The sequence below is a fragment of the Pseudomonas sp. HT11 genome, assembly GCF_044875395.1.
Lineage (GTDB): Bacteria > Pseudomonadota > Gammaproteobacteria > Pseudomonadales > Pseudomonadaceae > Aquipseudomonas.
Map to the genome: position 1 here is coordinate 4,283,124 of NZ_CP173217.1, position 15,208 is coordinate 4,298,331.

At 61.5% G+C, this 15,208-nt stretch carries 15 protein-coding genes; 3 read left to right on the top strand and 12 right to left on the bottom strand.

Features of this window, described 5'->3' with window-relative positions:
* Positions 1-60: 60 nt before the first annotated feature.
* A complete protein-coding gene (locus ABWL43_RS19785; protein ID WP_404483810.1) occupies positions 61-756 on the bottom strand; it encodes a tRNA (adenine(22)-N(1))-methyltransferase in 696 nt (231 codons plus the stop codon).
* Between the two features lie 24 nt (positions 757-780).
* Positions 781-1,491 carry a FadR/GntR family transcriptional regulator gene (locus ABWL43_RS19790; protein ID WP_242195306.1) on the bottom strand — a complete coding sequence of 237 codons (711 nt, stop codon included), beginning with the start codon at positions 1,489-1,491 and terminating at the stop codon, positions 781-783.
* A 349-nt stretch (positions 1,492-1,840) separates the two neighbouring features.
* Here ABWL43_RS19790 and ABWL43_RS19795 point away from each other — a divergent pair, with 349 nt between their 5' ends.
* Positions 1,841-3,202 (top strand): MFS transporter, encoded by a 1,362-nt coding sequence (locus ABWL43_RS19795; protein WP_242195309.1) that lies wholly within the window; start codon positions 1,841-1,843, stop codon positions 3,200-3,202.
* 19 nt (positions 3,203-3,221) lie between these two features.
* Positions 3,222-4,547 (top strand): glucarate dehydratase, encoded by a 1,326-nt coding sequence (gene gudD / locus ABWL43_RS19800; protein WP_404483813.1) that lies wholly within the window; start codon positions 3,222-3,224, stop codon positions 4,545-4,547.
* A 41-nt stretch (positions 4,548-4,588) separates the two neighbouring features.
* On the opposite strand, the gene ABWL43_RS19805 is transcribed toward gudD, so the two are convergent.
* The 3 genes from ABWL43_RS19805 to ABWL43_RS19815 form a co-directional block, all read right to left on the bottom strand.
* Positions 4,589-4,969 carry an addiction module antidote protein gene (locus ABWL43_RS19805; RefSeq protein ID WP_404483816.1) on the bottom strand — a complete coding sequence of 127 codons (381 nt, stop codon included), beginning with the start codon at positions 4,967-4,969 and terminating at the stop codon, positions 4,589-4,591.
* A 1-nt stretch (position 4,970) separates the two neighbouring features.
* The gene (locus tag ABWL43_RS19810; protein WP_242195319.1) at positions 4,971-5,273 is read right to left on the bottom strand and encodes a type II toxin-antitoxin system RelE/ParE family toxin; all 303 of its coding nucleotides are present in this window, start codon (positions 5,271-5,273) and stop codon (positions 4,971-4,973) included.
* A gap of 138 nt (positions 5,274-5,411) precedes the next feature.
* Positions 5,412-6,335 carry an ABC transporter substrate-binding protein gene (locus ABWL43_RS19815; RefSeq protein WP_262207828.1) on the bottom strand — a complete coding sequence of 308 codons (924 nt, stop codon included), beginning with the start codon at positions 6,333-6,335 and terminating at the stop codon, positions 5,412-5,414.
* Positions 6,336-6,608: 273 nt separating this feature from the next.
* Here ABWL43_RS19815 and ABWL43_RS19820 point away from each other — a divergent pair, with 273 nt between their 5' ends.
* Positions 6,609-7,847, top strand: coding sequence for an acyl-CoA dehydrogenase family protein (locus tag ABWL43_RS19820; RefSeq protein ID WP_404483817.1), 1,239 nt, complete (start codon positions 6,609-6,611; stop codon positions 7,845-7,847).
* Positions 7,848-7,986: 139 nt separating this feature from the next.
* Here ABWL43_RS19820 and argE read toward each other — a convergent pair whose 3' ends face one another.
* From argE to ABWL43_RS19855, 7 genes are all read right to left on the bottom strand, one after another.
* The gene (argE, locus tag ABWL43_RS19825) at positions 7,987-9,138 is read right to left on the bottom strand and encodes an acetylornithine deacetylase (protein ID WP_404483819.1); all 1,152 of its coding nucleotides are present in this window, start codon (positions 9,136-9,138) and stop codon (positions 7,987-7,989) included.
* On the bottom strand, positions 9,135-9,812 hold the full coding sequence (locus ABWL43_RS19830) for a DUF1028 domain-containing protein (RefSeq protein ID WP_404483821.1): 678 nt from the start codon (positions 9,810-9,812) through the stop codon (positions 9,135-9,137). Before ABWL43_RS19830 ends, argE begins: the two co-directional genes overlap by 4 nt.
* Positions 9,813-9,821: 9 nt before the next feature.
* Positions 9,822-10,553, bottom strand: a complete 732-nt coding sequence (locus ABWL43_RS19835; protein ID WP_145158619.1) for a class II aldolase and adducin N-terminal domain-containing protein — start codon at positions 10,551-10,553, stop codon at positions 9,822-9,824.
* A 50-nt stretch (positions 10,554-10,603) separates the two neighbouring features.
* Positions 10,604-11,434, bottom strand: a complete 831-nt coding sequence (locus ABWL43_RS19840) for an ABC transporter substrate-binding protein (RefSeq protein WP_145158621.1) — start codon at positions 11,432-11,434, stop codon at positions 10,604-10,606.
* Between the two features lie 28 nt (positions 11,435-11,462).
* On the bottom strand, positions 11,463-12,335 hold the full coding sequence (locus ABWL43_RS19845; protein WP_404483824.1) for a phytanoyl-CoA dioxygenase family protein: 873 nt from the start codon (positions 12,333-12,335) through the stop codon (positions 11,463-11,465).
* Between the two features lie 28 nt (positions 12,336-12,363).
* Positions 12,364-13,881, bottom strand: coding sequence for an amino acid ABC transporter permease/ATP-binding protein (locus ABWL43_RS19850; protein WP_404483825.1), 1,518 nt, complete (start codon positions 13,879-13,881; stop codon positions 12,364-12,366).
* 322 nt (positions 13,882-14,203) lie between these two features.
* On the bottom strand, positions 14,204-15,178 hold the full coding sequence (locus tag ABWL43_RS19855) for a LysR family transcriptional regulator (RefSeq protein WP_145158627.1): 975 nt from the start codon (positions 15,176-15,178) through the stop codon (positions 14,204-14,206).
* Positions 15,179-15,208 lie beyond the last annotated feature (30 nt).

Consider the following 15,208-nt stretch of genomic DNA (forward strand, 5'->3'; position numbering starts at 1 on the left):
GCGCAAGAGACTGGGTAAAGCGCCGGTCTGGGATGTGTGACCCTGTTCACTGTTGCCAGTTCAAGCCAGCAGCTGGGTGATCCAGCGCGCCTGCTGTTCAATCTCCTGCACCTTGTGCTGGGGCACCGTCTGCCGGGCCTGCTCGAAGCTGGCCAGGGTCTTGTGCTTCTGACGCAACATGCGCTGCCACTTGCCCAGGAACTCCGGGCTGCGCGCTTGCATTTGCAGCGGGCCGAAGTACAGCTGTTGCGCCGTGTAGATCAGCGGCTCAGCGCGTTCGGCGACGATGATTTCGTAGTAAAACCGGTTCTCGCGCAGCAGCTCCTCGCGCAGGATCTGGTAGCCGTTGTCCATCAGCCATTGGCGCAGGGGTTGTTCGCCGCCATTGGGTTGCAGGATCAGGCGTTCCTGACCGCTCAGGTGCGCCCTGCCGCTGTCGAGGATGTCGCGGATGGTTTCGCCACCCATGCCGCACAGGGTGATCGCGGTGATTGCGTCCGCCGGTTCAATGGCCGCCAAGCCATCAGCCAGCCGCACGCTGATGTGCTGCTGCAGAGCGTTGTCGCGTACCGTACGTTCGGCCGCGTGAAAGGGCGTGGCCGCCACTTCCCCCGCCACCGCCGCCGCGATCACGCCGCGACGCATCAAGGCTACCGGCAGGTAGCCGTGGTCCGAGCCGATATCGGCCAGGCGCGCACCCGCCGGCACGTTTGCCGCCACGCGCTCCAGGCGCATGGACAATGTGTGTTCGTTCAACGGTTGTTCCTTATCAGCACGACATTACACACCCGAAAACCGATCCCGGCTGTTGGTCAGGTGCAGCACCATGGCCGCGCGCGCGGCGTCCGGGTCCTGGCGCTTGATCGCATTGAAGATCGCTTCGTGCTCCAGGTTTGCCAACTGACCGAGCTTGGCAAAATCGGCGCCGCCGCGCTCGGCGCCCTTGACCTGGGTGCGCGGGATCATCGCATTGCCCAGGTGCAGCATGATTTCAGTGAAGAAGGTATTGCCGGTGGCCTCGGCGATCAGTTGGTGAAAGCGCTTGTCCTCCTCCACACAGCTGTCGTTGTTCGCCAGCGAAGCCTGGTAGTCATCCAGCGCTTCGCGCATGCGCACGAGTTGCTCGTCACTTCTGCGCACAGCGGCCAGCGCCACCGCTTGCACCTCCAGGCCCAGGCGCAGCTCAAGCATATTGCGCACGCTGGCGACGGTGTCCACATGCAGGCGCAAGCCCTGTTGCGCCTGTTGCTCCAGTACGAAGGTGCCGATGCCGTGGCGGGTCTCTACCAGGCCTGAGGCCTGCAACTTGGAAATGGCTTCGCGCACCACCGTGCGACTCACCCCATGCTCAAGCACGATGGTGGATTCGGACGGCAGTTTTTCACCGGGCTTGAGCTGGCCGAGCAGGATGCGCTGGGTCAGCGCATCAACCACGCCTTGGGCCAGGTTATTGGAACGTCTACGGACCAGTGTTCCGTTTTCAATGGGCATCGCTAGGGTCCACGGGGTTGGGCTGGACGGAGCTTAACACCCCGCCTGGCGGCGACGCTGAGTTGATTCAAAAAATGCCAAGCTTGTATGACAACCAAACTTTTTAGTGCATAGCCCAACAGGCGTCAGGGTCGCTTAGCGGGGCACGCTCACGCCTTCCCGACACACGCGAAACGGCATAAAACCCCAACAAAAGCTGGGCAAATAACCAAAACACCTATTACATCGCCGCGCTTATAAGAACAAATACACCCCACGCCGCATTGCGAAAAAAAGAAATGCACTTGTATGATGTCTATCAACAAGACACACAAACCCGCATAAAAATAAATCAGGGGAGTTTTGAATTGTGACCAATTCAAACCATGTATCTGCCGCTTCACCCAGCGACTCAGTACTCACGCGCGCCGTGAGCAAAGTGAAGGGCCATGTGCTCCCACTGTTCGTGATCATGTTCATCCTCAACTACATCGACCGGGTCAATATCGGCTTCGTGCGCACGCACATGGAGCATGACCTGGGCATCGGCGCGGCTGCCTATGGCCTGGGCGCCGGGTTGTTCTTTATTGGCTACGCGCTGTTTGAAGTGCCCTCCAACATGCTGCTGCAAAAGGTCGGTGCGCGGATCTGGCTGACGCGCATCATGTTCACCTGGGGCATCGTTGCCACGCTGATGGCGTTCATCCAGAACGAAACACAGTTCTACATCCTGCGCTTTCTGCTGGGCGTGGCCGAAGCCGGGTTTTTCCCTGGGGTGATCTACTACTTCACTCGTTGGTTGCCGGGCGTGGAGCGCGGCAAAGCCATCGCAATCTTCCTCAGCGGTTCGGCGGTCGCCTCGCTGATTTCCGGCCCCTTGTCGGGCGCACTGTTGCAAATCGAAGGCTTCGGCTTTCACGGCTGGCAATGGATGTTCGCCATCGAAGGCCTGGCGTCCGTGGCGCTGGGGTTCTTCGTGTGGTTCTGGCTGGACTCCAAACCCCACGACGCCAAATGGCTGACCCGCGAAGAGCAGGACACGCTGGTCGGCGCCATCGACCAGGAACAACGTGAGCGGGAAGCGCTGACCACGGTCAAACCGACCATTGGCAAACTGCTTAAGGACCGCCAGATTCTGCTGTTCTGCGCCCTGTACTTCTGTATCCAGCTGACGATCTACGCGGCGACCTTCTGGCTGCCGAGCATCATCAAGAAAATGGGTGACCTGAGCGACATACAGGTCGGGTTCTTCAACTCGATCCCGTGGCTGATCTCGATCATCGCCATGTACGCCTTCGCCTCGCTGTCGGGCAAGTTCAAGTTCCAGCAAGCCTGGGTGGCCGCCGCGCTGTTGATTGCCGCTGCGGGCATGTTCATGTCCACCACTGGCGGGCCAATCTTTGCCTTTGTGGCGATCTGCTTCGCGGCGATCGGGTTCAAGTCCGCCTCGTCGCTGTTCTGGCCGATTCCCCAAGGCTATCTGGATGTGCGCATCGCCGCGGCCGTGATCGCGTTGATCAACTCCATCGGCAACCTGGGCGGCTTCGTGGCCCCGACCACGTTTGGTTTTCTGGAACAAACCACCGGCTCGATCCAGGGCGGCCTCTACGGCCTGGCCGGCACCTCAGTGCTTGCCGCGATCCTGGTGTTTTTCGCCAAGACGTCGCCCTCGCCCGTACTGACCTCTGCCAGCGCTGCGCCAACCGGCGCCGCCATCAGCAAACCTCTTTGAGCTTACTTAGGACATTGCCATGAACACTCCCGTAGTCACCCATTTGCAAGTCATCCCGGTGGCAGGCCACGACAGCATGCTGCTCAATCTGAGCGGCGCTCACGGGCCATTCTTTACCCGCAATATCGTGATTCTCAAGGACAGCGCCGGCAACACGGGCGTCGGCGAGGTGCCCGGTGGCGAGCGCATCCGTGAAACCCTTGAAGATGCGCGTAGCCTGGTGGTCGGCCAGCCAATTGGCCAATACCAACGCATCCTCAACCAGATGCGCAGCACCTTTGCCGCTCGCGACGCCGCCGGCCGCGGCCTGCAGACCTTTGACCTGCGCATCACCATTCACGCCGTCACCGCCATGGAAGCAGCGCTGCTCGACCTGTTGGGCCAGTTCCTGGAAGTGCCGGTGGCGGCGCTGCTGGGTGAAGGACAGCAACGTGATGCGGTAAAAATGCTCGGCTACCTGTTTTATGTCGGCGACCGCACGACCACCTCTCTGGCCTACCGCAACGAGGCGGACGCCGAGGATGATTGGTTCCGCCTGCGTCATGAGCAAGCCATGACCGCCGAGTCCGTGGTGCGCCTGGCCGAAGCCGCCAAGGCCAAATACGGCTTCAACGACTTCAAGCTCAAAGGCGGCGTCCTGAGTGGCGATGAAGAAATCGAAGCCGTCACCGCCCTGGCCGAACGCTTTCCCGATGCGCGCATCACCCTTGACCCCAACGGCGCGTGGTCACTCAAAGAAGCCATCCGCCTGTGCCGCGACCAACACCACGTGCTCGCCTACGCCGAGGACCCCTGCGGCGCAGAAAACGGCTACTCGGGTCGCGAAGTCATGGCTGAATTCCGCCGTGCCACCGGGCTTAAAACCGCGACCAACATGATCGCCACCGACTGGCGCGAAATGGGCCACGCGATCCAGCTGCAATCAGTCGACATCCCGCTGGCCGACCCGCACTTCTGGACGATGCAAGGCTCGGTGCGTGTGGCGCAGATGTGCAATGAATGGGGCCTGACCTGGGGTTCGCATTCCAACAACCACTTCGATATTTCCCTGGCGATGTTTACCCAAGTGGCCGCCGCCGCACCGGGAGACATCACCGCCATCGACACCCACTGGATCTGGCAGGACGGCCAGCACCTGACCAAGGCGCCACTGAAAATCGAAGGCGGCTACGTCAAAGTGCCCACCCAGCCTGGCTTGGGCGTGGAGATCGACATGGATGCAGTGGCCAAGGCCCACGAGCTGTACAAAGGCATGGGCCTTGGGGCGCGAGATGACAGCGTGGCGATGCAGTTCTTGATTCCGGGCTGGCGCTTCAACAACAAGCAGCCGTGCCTGGTGCGCTGAGCCTCAGCGCAAAGTCGGTCAATGTGGGCGCCTTTAAGCCGTCAGGGCTTACCGGCGACCACTGGCTTAGCGCCTGTCGCCTGATTGAGCGCAATCGGCTGCACAGTCAGCTCAACGCCTAACGCCAGCATCAGCTTGTGGATCGTCTCATAGCGGGTCTTCGAGCCGCCCTTCAGGGTTTTATACAAACTCTCGCGGTTGACCCCGGCCGCCTCAGCCACCTTGTTCACGCCCTGGGCTTTGGCAACCTCGGCAAGCGCCTTCATAAACACCTGCGGGTCTTGCGACTTCATGCTTTGCGCCAGATAAGCACTGATAACTTGCGGGCTGTCGAGAAAGCGCGACGCCTCATAAACCTGGGTGCCGGAGGTATCAAGATCGAGGATCGGCATGTCCTCGGGTTTGAATTTCGATTCACTCATTTCATTGACCTCTCAGGGCATCGAGTATCTCTTTTGCCCGTTTGATTCCCCGCTTCTGATCGGTTTTATCGCTGCCCCATAACATCAGGTAAGCGGTGATCCCCGTCCTTACAAAATAAATCCTGTAACCAGGCCCGACGAAAACACGCATTTCACTCAGGCCTTCGCCGACTGGCTCGCAGTCGCCAAAATTGTTGTCTTCGGCGCGGTCCAAGCGCGTCAGAACAGCCGTTTTCCCCCAGATATCCTTCATACCGTCGAGCCATGTATCGAACTCCGGCGTCCTGCCGATCAAGTTAGTCACAGATTCACATGTAGCCTACTGGCTACTCCTTGCCGATGCTAGTTAATTTTTTGTTCCGGCGCGATCCGGAACAAAAAACCTAGCTCAGCCCACGCATAATCAGACTGTCGATACTGTTAGCGCTTATGTCCTTTACGTTTAAAGCGCCCGATCGAACAGCGGCGTCACGTCATACCGCTGCTTCAGCATCTGCGCATCCACCAGGAAATCCGCCGTGGCCTGCGCCTCGCTGACTATCGTCGGCGAAATCGGCAGCACCTTGATTGCGTCACGCTTGAACCACACCTTGGCGATCTGCGGCGCAGACTGGTTGGCTTTCGACCAGGCCTCGGCGTACTCGTCGACATGGCTGTTGCTCCACACACGAGCGCGGGTAAGGCGTGCGACAAAGTCTTTGATGATCGCGCCTTTCTGCGCCAGCGCCGGCTCATACGCAACGATGTAGGTCGGCGCGCTCATCAAGCCCTTGGCGTTGCGGATCAGGCTGCTGCCCTCTTTCTCCTGCAGCGACACGTAGGGCTCCCAAGTGCCGAACGCATCGATGTCGCCCTGGGTCAACGCCAGACTGGCCTCGGCCGGCAGCAGGTATTTGAAGTTCACGCTGTTGCGCGGCACGCCGGCTTCGTCGAGGGCTTTGTAGGCCAGTTGCTGGCTCCACGAACCGTTCCAGATTGCGATGGTTTTGCCTTTCAGATCGGCCACCGACTGGATGCCTTTGCGCGCCACGATGCCGACGCCGTCAAGACTGGTCTGGGTGCTGGCGACCACTTTCACCGGCGCGCCATTGGCCGCCAGGCTGATCACCGGCGTGTCACCGACAATCCCCACGTCCAGCGCGCCGCTGGCAACCGCCGAGGCCACAGGGGAGCCGGTATTGAAGCGCTTGAAGTCGATCTTGTAGGGCAAGTCCTTCAACTCGCCTGACAGCTCCAGAACAATGCGGTTGGAGAAAAACTGATCGCCCACGGTGAGCGTCAGGGGCTCTGCCGCCTCGACGGAGGGACCGTGCAGCGTAAGAACGGCCAGGCCGAGCAGGGCAAGCAAGTGTCGACGATTGATCATGAACGCACTCCACACACGTGAGGGCTGACTCAACCATCTGTGGGCGTGCAGTCTGGTGATGAGAAAAGGGATTGGAAGGTCGCCAAGTACGGCGCCAGTAGAAGCTAACGCAATAAAAGCACGGGGTTTAATACTGTTGCGCACTATCGATAGAACCGCCGCACAGCTTGATAGCTATTTTTCGTATTAAAAACTTTGCGAACCGTGGGTTAGGGTGACGGCACCAGACCACTGGACCCCAGCACCTGAGCCACTTTCTGCAAGGTCCATTGCATGTCGATTTCTGCGTTGAATATCTGGGGCGCTGCGCCCTCCTCCCGTTACGAACAACTGGCTGCACCGTTTCGCCCACTTTTTGCGCAGATCCTTGCGCAAGCCGCAGAGGCCGATCAGATACGCGCCAGCCTGGCGATTGTTATCCGCCAACTCAACGAACTGGGGCTGCCCCGCTGGCGCTTGCCCGTGAGCCACGGTGGCCAGGGCGCGACCTTTGCCGAACTGCTTGCGTTGCTCACCGAACTGTCCGCCGCCGACTCCAACATCACCCAGGCCCTGCGCGGGCATTTTGGTTTCTGCGAAGACGTCCTCTGTGCCAAAGACCTCGACTGGCGCGCCAAATGGCTGGACCGGCTCGGCCAGGGCGCGCTGCTCTCTCCCGGCAGCACCGAAGTCGGCAACCAGACCCGCGGCGACTTCGAAACCCGTCTGCACCGCGATGCCGACGGCACCCTGCGCATCAGCGGCAGAAAGTTCTACACCACCGGCGCGCTCTACAGCGACCTGATCAACACCGTCGCCACGGGTGAGGACGGCACGGTGTATTCCGTCGTCGTCGACCTCAAGGCCCCCGGCGTGCACATCGTCGATGACTGGAATGGTTTCGGCCAACGCCTCACCGCCAGCGGCACCTGTATTTTCGAGAATGCCCCGGTGGAGGACGACCTGCGCCCTACCCACCAACGCTTCGGCTACGGCCAGTCGTTCTACCAGATCTACCACCTCAGCACCCTCGCCGGCATTGCTCGCCGTGCGGCGCTGAGCGGTGCACAAGAACTCAGCCAGCGCGCCAGGACCTTCACCACTGGCAACGCCGACACCGCAGCGCAAGACGTGCAGTTGCTGCAAGTCATCGGCGAAGTCGCCAGCCAGGCCTACGCCGCGCACGCCATCACCCAGCAAGCGGCGCAGCGCCTGGAGCAGACAGCGCAGTCTGTGATCGCCCACAAGCAAGTGCTGCACGACGATGACCCACACGTGGCATTGGCGGAGCTGGAAGTGTGCCTGGCAGTCAACCCGGTAGTGGACGCAACACTTGCGGCGACCACCGCACTGTTTGACGCGCTGGGCGCCAGCGCCACGGCCAGCAACAAAGCGCTGGACCGGCTGTGGCGCAATGCGCGCACGCTGGCGAACCATAACCCGCGCGTGTACAAGTCGCGGATTGTGGGCAATTACCTGGTGAATGGCTTGCTGCCGCCGGCGCAGTGGCGCGTGGGGGTGGCCAAAGCCTGATCAAACAACACAGAGCAAATGTGGGAGCTGGCTTGTGTGGGAGCTGGCTTGCCTGCGATGGCATCACCTCGGTTTAACGGCAAGAACGGGGGCGCCTGCATCGCGGGCAAGCCCGCTCCCCCATTGGATAGGGGTGGGCTTACCGGCTCACAAACGCCACCACCCGCGCCAGCATCCGGTCACACGCCGCCAGTTGTTCCAGGCTGATGAACTCATCCGGCTTGTGGCCCTGCTCCATACTGCCCGGCCCGCACACCACGGTCGGGATGCCTGCCTGGTCAAACAGCCCGCCCTCAGTCCCGAAAGCCACAGTGCCGTAGTCGCGCGAGCCGCAGAATTGCGCAACCCACTCAGCCGCCTGGCTCTGCAGCGACGTCGCCAGGCCCGGGTAGCTGGATAACTCGCTGAAGCTGATCGCACACTGCGCGCTCACTGCCTGCATTGCCGGCAGCAGCGTGTGTTCGGCGTAGCCGCGTAACTGGTCCGCAACCTGCCAGGGGTTCTGGGTCGGCAACGAGCGCACTTCAAAGTCAAAACTGCAATCCTGCGGCACGATGTTCAACGCCTTCCCGCCGCTTATCACGCCGGTTTGCACGGTGGAAAATGGCGGGTCAAATCGCGCATCAAGGTGCTGCTCAGCCTTGAGCGTTTCACCGAGTCGCACCAGCTCACTGATCAACCGCGCAGCGTATTCGATGGCGTTTACGCCGGACGGCGCATAGGCCGAATGGCACGCCGCGCCATGGATTTGGCAGCGCATGCCCAGCTTGCCCTTGTGGCCCAGCACCGGCTTGAGCTCGGTGGGCTCGCCAATCACGCACAGCAGCGGCTTGACCGGTTGCGCGTGAAACCTTTCGATCAGCGAGCGCACACCCAGGCAGCCGACCTCTTCGTCATAGGACAGCGCGATATGCACCGGCATGCGCAGCGGCGCCTGCACCAGTGCCGGCACGCAGGCCAACACACAGGCGATGTAGCCCTTCATGTCCGACGTGCCACGCCCGTACAACTTGCCGTCTTTTTCCGTCAGGTCGAACGGCGCCACCGTCCAGCGCTGACCGTCCACCGGCACCACATCGGTGTGCCCGGACAACACAATCCCCGGCACGCCGGCCGGGCCAAGGGTTGCCAGCAGGTTGGCCTTGCTCTTTTGCGCGTTGAACACCAACTCGCAGGCCACGCCGTGGCCTTGTAAATACGTGCGCACAAAGTCGATCAAGGCCAGGTTGGATTCACGGCTGGTGGTGTCGAAACGCACCAGTTGCGCCAGCAGGTCGCGGCTGTTGCTCATCGGTCATCTCCCGGTACCGCATAGCCCGGTGCCTGGTGTGGGTTGATGGCGCGATCAATGTAGTCCTGCAGTTGGCTGCGATAGGCCTGCCACAATTGGTCGAGGGCGCCGATCGGGTCGTCATCGGCCCAGTCCACGCGCAAATTGACGATGGGCCACAGCAGGTCATCGACCACCACGAGGGCGGCTGAATGCACCGGGCCGGCTTCACCGCCTTTGGCCTGGCCCGCCTGCATCGCGGCAAGCAATCGGTCGGCCAGGTGCCCGGAGGCGTTTTCGAACGCCCGCACCATGGCCTCGATCACGCCGGGATGGGCGAGCATATTCCCCGCCGCCACGCATTGCTCACCACTCAACGCCGCATGAATGCCAAGGGTCTGCGCGCCACTGAAATGCGCCGTGCGGCCTTGGTTATCGATCACCGTTACCTGGCGATACTGGCTGTGATCCTGGCCGGCCAGCACCGTTTCCAGCGCCTCACTCGGCGCCAGACCCTGCCCTAGCCTATCCAGGATATGCGGCCCCAAGCTCGGCAAGGTGATGTTCTGCGACGCCACCGCGCCCACGCCGGGTCGCAGCCATGGGCAACGGGCGCCAACGGCAATGCTTGAAGAGCTGATCGCAATGCCCAACTGGCCGGTTTCGGCACAGCGAGCGACAACGGAAAACGTCATAAAAAGCCCTCAGTCGAGCACCGAAGGGTCGGCGTCGATCATCAACTGCTTCATTTCTTCAAAGTGCTGACGCGAAAAGTCCGCGATACCTTCCCAGCCGCGTGCGGTTTTCTCCGCCACGTCATCCGACAACACCCGCAACGGCTGCCCGGTGGACCACGCCGTCACCAGGATCTGGCAGGCACGCTCCAGGGTCCAGATATCGTCAAAGGCCTCACCAATGGACGCGGCCGTGACCATCACGCCATGGTTGCCCATCAGCAGGCGGCTCTTGCCGTCGAGCAGCGCGGCCAGGCGCGCGCCTTCGGCTTCGGTGTCAGCCATGCCGCCGTACAGCTCGTCCACAGCCACGCGGTTGAAATAGCGCGCGGTGTTCTGGTCAATCGCCGGAATGTGCGGTTTGGCCAGGCACGCCACCGCCGTGGTGTAGACCGGGTGCAAGTGCAGCACGGCGCGGGTTTGCGGCAGCAGTCGGTGGATCTGCCCGTGGATCGACCAGGCGGTGGCGTCCACATGCGGGTGGTCGGCGCAGGCCGGGTCGTCGGCGTTCAACAGCAACAGGTCGCTGGCGCGAATGCGCGAAAAATGCTTCCACTTCGGGTTAAGCAAAAACTGTTTGCCGTCGGCCGATACCGCCGCGCTGAAATGGTTGGCCACCGCCTCGTGCATGCCCAAGTGGGCAATGATGCGGAAGGTTGCCGCCAGGTCGATGCGCGCCTGTTCTTCAAGGGATAACGCCATGAATCTGTCTCCGCAAGGCGCGACCGCAAGGCTGCGGCCGCGCAATAGGCTTACTTGGGCATCAACGCTGCGATGTCGGCATCGGTCGGCGCTTCAAAGTTGTACTTCTTGAGCAAGGCCGCGTATTCCGGAGTCGCGCGGTACTTTTGCAGCCCGTCGAGCAGGGCTTTTTTCACCTCGTCGTTGCCCTTTTTCACGCCGAAGCCGTTGAGGACCGGGTAGATCAGCGTGTCGGACGAAATCACCACGCGGCTGCCGAGCTTGTCGACCACACCCCGCGCCACGGCGGCATCGGTGATCTGCGCTTCAACGGCGTGGGCCAGCAACGCCTGGGTGGTTTGCGGGTCGGTGCTGTATTCACTGATCGCAATCGGTTTCAAGCCCTTGGCCACGCAGTACTCGTCCGACAGTTTGTGCATCTGCGCCAGCCAAGACGTGGCGCCCATGGAGCCGATCTTGTGGCCGCAGAACTCTTCCGGCTTCTTGGGTTGAAACGCACTGTCCTTGAGGGTCAGGATCGACTCGCCGCTTTTCAGGTAAGGGATCATGTCGATGACTTTGACCCGCTCCGCCGTGATGTACATCGACGAGTTGGTCACATCGAACCGCCCGGCCTGCAGGCCGGTGATCAGGTTGGGGAAGCGCGTGTCGAGGGTTTCGACCTTGCGCCCCATGACCTTGCCCAGGCCGTCCATGAACTCGATATCAAAGCCTGCCGGCGTGTTGTTATCCATGTACTCGTACGGGAAGAAGGTCACGTCGGAACCGGCGATGATCTTGCCTTCCTGCTGGAACGCCGAAGCCGCCAACGAGGTCAGTGCAACCGCGGCGCCCAACAGGCACACGGCAAGAGGGCGAAGACTTTTTTGAGACGCTGTCATGGTCATTACCTGCAAGGGTTTTAGGGGGTTAGGCAGTCGCGAAGTCTTGGCCGGCCTGTTGCACAAAGAACGATGCGCCACGGGGTTTCTGCGGCAAGCGCAGGTGGTTGTCGGTGGAACGCACCAAGCCACTTTCTTCACCGGCCACCAGCAGGCCGGCGTGTGCACTGGGCAGCGGGTTTTCGCCGAATGGCAGCGCGTCTTCAGCGGCGTAGACGCTGATGAACAGGGTGCGCGGCAGTTCGGTCTCGTTAGGGCTGGAAGCATGTAGAAGGCGCGTGTGCATAAAGCACACGGAACCGGCCGGGCCGTAGCAGGCGACCGGTTGCTGGCAATGTTCTTGAACCACGGCATCGTCCACCGAGCCAGTAAAACGCTGGTTCTGCCAGTGCGACCACAACGGGCCTTTGTGGCTGCCGGGGATCACATTCAGTGGACCGTTTTGCGGGGTCACTTCGCTGACCATCAGCAAGGCAGTGACGATGTCGTCGTTGCTGTGCGGCGTGAACAGAAAGTCCTGGTGCCACTTCACCTGCGTCGCGGTGTGCGGCAGTTTGGAGTTGATCTTGCTGTGGTGAAAACGCGCGCCGCCAGCGCCCACCAACTGCGCGGAAATCGCCGCCATCCGCGAGTGCAATGCCACGCGCTCATACGCCGGGGAAATCTCGGTGGGCGAACTCACCCGGCGCAACGACGGGTGATCGGCGCGATGATCGCCTTCCAGGTCGAAGCGCGCGCGGCCATCCACGGTGGCACCCCAGCCCTGGTCGTGGCTGCGGCTCTCCTCCACCCACTGGTCGAAGTCGTGTTGCAACGCGGCCACTTCGTCCAGCGACAACACGCCCTCCACCACCAGGAAGCCGTCGCGCTGGAATTGTTCGATTTGAGCTTGCTCGATCATTTTTAGTGAGTCCTGAACATTAAAGAGATCACGCCAGCGAGACGTCCATGAGGAACGCCTCCACGCGTGGGTTGTGGCCGCTGCGCAGGGCCTGGGGCGTGTCGTCGCAGACCACGCGGCCCTTTTCCATGAACACGATGCGGTCGGAAACCTTGAAGGCGAAGTTCATCTCGTGGGTGACGATCACCATGGTGATGCCCTCCCCGGCCAGGGCTTCGATGACCTGCAGCACTTCGTTGACTTTCTCGGGGTCGAGCGCCGAGGTGGGCTCGTCGAACAGCATGATCTGTGGGCGCATCATCAAGGCGCGGGCGATGGCCACACGTTGCTGCTGGCCGCCGGACAGCTGGTGCGGGTACTTCCAGGCGTGGTCGAGCATGCCGACCTTGTGCAGCAGCGCGTAGGCCTGTTGCTTGAGTTCATCGGTGCGCCCCAGGCGATGGTACTTCGGCGCCATCAGCAGGTTGTCGAGCACGCTCAAGTGCGGGAACAGGTTGAAGCTCTGGAACACCATGCCGATGTTCAGGCGGTGCTCGGCGTGCTCAATAAATTGAGGTTTATACGCGCCGACTTTGTGCAAGTGAATGAACGGCAGGCCGTTGATATGAATCTCGCCGTTGTCCAGTTGCTCCAGGCCGTTGAGCAGGCGGATCAGCGTGGTTTTACCCGACCCGGACGGCCCGATCACCGACACCACCTCACCCGGCTGCACCTGCAGGTTGACCGAGCCCAGCACTTCAATGTCGTTGTAAGCCTTATGCAAGCGGGCGGCTTGCAGCGCGGCGACGCCGGTGTTGGCCGGGCGCTCCGGCGCCGTGCGTTGTTGGGTGGCCAATGCCAGCACCGCCGCATCCGGCACGCGAGACACGTTGCGCTGGTTGACGTCGAGAAAGCGCTCCAGGCGTTTGAGCAGGAAGTCGAACACGGTGACGATAAACACGTAGAAAAACGCCACCGCCGCCATGGTTTCGATCACCAGGAAGTTCTGCGAATACAGGCGCTGGCCGACCATCAAAATCTCGGTCAGCGAGATCACCGACACCAGCGAGGTGAGCTTGACGATGGAGATGTACTCGTTGGCCAGCGACGGCAACGCCACGCGCAACGCCTGGGGGATCACCACGCGCCACTGGGTGCCAAAGAACTTCAAGCCCAACGCCCGCGCCGCTTCGCCCTGCCCTTTGGGAATCGAGAGCAAACCACCACGGTGGATTTCGGCCACGTACGCCGTCTCGCAGATCACCAACGCCAGCAGGCCGGACCAGAACGGGTCGGCCAGCACGGCCGAGGTGCCGGGCAGCGCCTGGGGCAGGTTGTAGATAAAGATCAGCAGCACCAGCAGCGGCAGGCTGCGGAACAACCAGATATAGCCTCGGGCCGGGACGCTGAGCAGCCCATGTTTGGATTGTTTGGCCAGCGCCAGCAGAAAGCCCAGGGCAATACTCAGGACCCAGGTCAGGGTGCTGAGCTTGATTACCGTCCACGTCGCCCGCCAGAACTCGGGATCGGCGAGCAAACCAAACATGTAGTGCCAGTCGAATGTCATCGTCGCGGTGCCTTGCTGAAAAGAAATTGATCTGCATCGATGGGATGAGAGTCGTGGGGACGGGGGTGCAGGGTCAATTCGTAAAACCCGGCCCACTGGGTAGGCAGAACCTATGCAACCCAAAAACACCAAAACTCCACTGTGGGAGCTGGCTTGCCTGCGATTGCGGTGCATCAGCTGGCACATCAGGCACAGACAGACCGCTTTCGCAGGCAAGCCAGCTCCCACATTTGATTGATTTTGTCCTTGAGGTCGCAGGGTCAGGCCAAAAGGGTGCACCGCCGAGCAAGTGGCGCAGCCCGCGCCACCTTTTGGTGCAATCTCAGCTCACACCACTCAAGACCCGCACCGCATGCGGGTCAAAAAAGCTCGGCGGCGCCATACCGGGGATGTACTGGTCGGACACAAACATCCGGCAGCGCTCGGCAAACGCCGACACCACACGCGACAGCTGGGTGTTGCTCGCCGTGGCGTAGCCCAGCCGCATCGGCCGGTGCGAGCCGGCCAGGCGCAGGCGAATCACGCGTTTGCCATCCTGGGACACATTGGATTTGGGCCGCGCATTCGCGAAGGAATAGCCAATGCCATTGCCGACCATCGCGCGCACCGTTTCGAGGTTGGTGGAGCGCATGATGATGTTGGGCGTGGTGCCCGCCTGCATGAACAGGCTGAGGAAATAGTCGCGGCTCCAGGGCGTGTCGAGCAGCACCACCGGATACGCTTCAAGGTCTTGCATGCTCACCGCCGGCAAGCTCGCCAGCGGGTGATACTCGCCGACCATCACATACGGCGGCAGGTGCGCCAGGGCTTGGAAGTCGATGTCGGGGCTGGTCACCAGGTCGTAGGTCAGGGCGATATCCAGCTCGCCGCTGCGCAGTTTTTCCAGCAATTCCTCGTGGTTGCCTTCGGCCTGGGTCAGCCGCACGCCAGGGAAGGCGCGGCCAAAACCAAACACCAGTTCGGGGGTGATCATCGGCGCCAGCGACTCCAGGCAACCCACCCGCAAAGGCCCGCGCACAGTGTTCAACGACTCCGAGGCGATGGTGTAGAGGTTGGTCATCTGCTCCAGAATCAGCTTGGCTTCCTGCATCACCTGGCGCCCCACCGCCGTGAGCGAAATGCCCTGGGCGTGATGGCGGATAAACAGCTGGATGCCCAGCTCCGCTTCCATATGGGTGATGGCGGCCGAGATCGACGGCGACGACACATGAATGCGCTCAGCCGCAGCACTGATGCTGCCCGCCTCTCCTGACGCCACGAAATACTCCAGTTGACGCTGAGTAATACGACTGAGCATTACGCCTGCCCCTCAACAATGACTGTACGC